This window comes from uncultured Cardiobacterium sp. (assembly GCF_938028185.1).
Lineage (GTDB): Bacteria > Pseudomonadota > Gammaproteobacteria > Cardiobacteriales > Cardiobacteriaceae > Cardiobacterium.
Genome location: NZ_CALJAH010000273.1, coordinates 1 through 2342 on the forward strand (window position 1 = coordinate 1; position 2342 = coordinate 2342).

Consider the following 2342-nt stretch of genomic DNA (forward strand, 5'->3'; position numbering starts at 1 on the left):
CAGGCTCAATAACAAAGAAAATAACATTATCCATTTCTTTATCGATAAATTTCATTATAAACTTTTGAGAATAATCTCCGTCAGCCATACGACCTATGTGTGCACTGGTTTTCCATGCAATAATTCCTCTATCAAGATCTCTCCACCAATGATCTACACCATCAAGCGATAATTTTACTGATGTTTGAGTAGCATCTTTACCTTGTTTAAATTCATCGTAATAGAAATCTATTTTTAGACTCTCGCTTACTTTTTCATATTTAAAAGCCATCACTTTCTCCTGTTGATTTTATCACCATCGTGCTTATTGACACAGTGCGTTCAATGATGATAGTTGTCGCAAGATACTATACGCCAAGGCGCGCCTTATGCACTGTTACGTTCATAATCTACTCCTTAGCTTAAAAATTGAAATCAACTGAAAATTTTGGAAAGAATTTATTGCTAATCATGTCTCCGCCATAAGGAAGCAACCCATTCTTTAATATAGATAGTGATTTCTCAAAAGAAACATCTTTACACAATCTGTAGCTTAGTATTTTTTTCCAAGTATATGTAACTAATCTTTCTTGATTTTGATTGTCTATTTCTCCTGAAACAAGAGGAACACCAGGTAAGAGAGTGAAACTACAAATATTATCTCCTGATTTATTCATGAATTTAATCCAAAAGTGTTCTTGATAATAATCATCCCGCATTTCCATCATGCTGGGTGTTCTTGCCCACATAATAATATTATTTTCATAATCCCTACACCACATGGCTATATGTTTTATGTTGCTTCCAAAAAATTCAGAAGGATAGGCCTTTTGCAAGGCTACTTCTTCTTCATAAATTTGTGTTCTTAGCGCCTCATCAACCTTTTCATATTTAAAAGCCATCACATTCTCCCGTCAGCTTTTCATCACAATCTTGCTCATCGGTACCGCGCATTCCATGACGATGGTTGCCGCGAGATGCGGTGCGAGGACGTCTTTGCCCTGTGCCATCAGCTCCTGTATCGCCAGTCCGCAGGCGAGCGGCCAGTCCGCTGCGGGTACTTCCAGCGCTTGCAGGAGGCTGGCGACGAAGGGTTGCCAGAGCAACTCCAGGCTTTCTTGCGGGGTAAAACGGATTTCGTCGTGTCCCGGCGGCAGGCGCGGCTTGCCAAAATCAGGCGTACCAACGCTTTGGCTGACGTGCGCAATAATGGCGTCAAGGTCGGGCAGTTCGTGGTCGCCGAGGTGTTGCGCCTGTCCGGCAAGCAATGCCCAGAGCGAGAGCGGCGCTTCTGCCAGTGGCTGGTTGATGGCATCGCCAAAGAGGTATTGTTTGCCGTCTGCGCCATCGACCACCATCACGGTATGGCTGCTGTCGCCGTGCGCCAGCGCGTACAGCGCGCTTTGCTGGCAGGCATAGCCCGCAAGCGCGCCTAGCATGGCAAAGGCGCTTTCGACGTGTACGCCGCTGTCGTCCTTGAGGATGGCAAGCAGCTTGTCGAGGAGAATGCGGCTGGCGATTTGTGCCGCGATATGCGGGTTTTCTTTTTCCTGTTCGCGGATCTGGCGACGCAGGGCGGCGAGGGCGGGATTGTTGTTTTCGTTTGTCATATTGTCTTTCCTGACGGGTTTTGCTGGCAGTGAAGGTAGCAGCTTCCGCCGGGGCGGGCAATGCCGTCGTGCCAGAGCGAAAAGCGGCAGGAAAGGCCACCGCACCGCCTGCCAGACGTGCAAAACGCCCTGTATTTCCTTACAATGTCGGCCTTTTACAAGCACTCAACCATCACACCATGTCTCCTCCCAATCCGAGCGAAAGCTGGCACTATCACCTGCGTCGTGGCGTCTCCGACGTGCTGTACATCATTCTGATCATCCTCGCCTTCTTACTGCTGCTTGACCTCTTCGGCTACCACAACACCGACCCCGGCTGGAGTACCTCCGGCGGCGCCCAGGATACCCAGCATTTCTTCGGCATTCTCGGCGCTTACGTCGCCGACGCGCTTTTTTCCGCCCTCGGTTACGGCGCCTACCTGCTGCCGGTCGGTCTTGGTGCCATCGGCTGGCAGGGAATGCGGCACACCGAATTTGATACCGAAATGGTCATCTGGAAAAGCCTCGCCCTGCTGATTACCCTGATTTCCCTCTGCGGCGTGCTGTCGCTGCATTTCACCACCCCGATCAACTCGCTTTCTGTTACTGGCGGCGGTATCGTCGGCCAAAAAATCACCATCGAACTGCTGCGCATCTGGCCGGTGCAAGTGGCGATGAGCATCTACACCCTGCTGCTTTCCATTGGCATCACCCTGCTGCTGGAAGCCAACTGGTTTCGCGTGCTGGAATGGATCGGGCAACACGGCGTCAATG

General features: G+C 49.8%; 4 protein-coding genes. 1 reads left to right on the forward strand and 3 read right to left on the reverse strand.

Annotated features, from left to right (window positions below):
- The 3 genes from Q0349_RS08055 to Q0349_RS08065 form a co-directional block, all read right to left on the reverse strand.
- Positions 1–271: hypothetical protein (locus Q0349_RS08055; RefSeq protein WP_298080353.1), on the reverse strand; the 271-nt coding region annotated here is incomplete at its 3' end.
- A 130-nt stretch (positions 272–401) separates the two neighbouring features.
- Entirely contained in the window at positions 402–881 is a 480-nt protein-coding gene (locus Q0349_RS08060; RefSeq protein ID WP_298080354.1) for a hypothetical protein, read from the reverse strand.
- Between the two features lie 12 nt (positions 882–893).
- The gene (locus tag Q0349_RS08065; protein ID WP_298080355.1) at positions 894–1589 is read right to left on the reverse strand and encodes a hypothetical protein; all 696 of its coding nucleotides are present in this window, start codon (positions 1587–1589) and stop codon (positions 894–896) included.
- A gap of 179 nt (positions 1590–1768) precedes the next feature.
- Here Q0349_RS08065 and Q0349_RS08070 point away from each other — a divergent pair.
- The coding region (locus Q0349_RS08070) for a DNA translocase FtsK 4TM domain-containing protein (protein ID WP_298080356.1) at positions 1769–2342 on the forward strand (574 nt) is incomplete at its 3' end.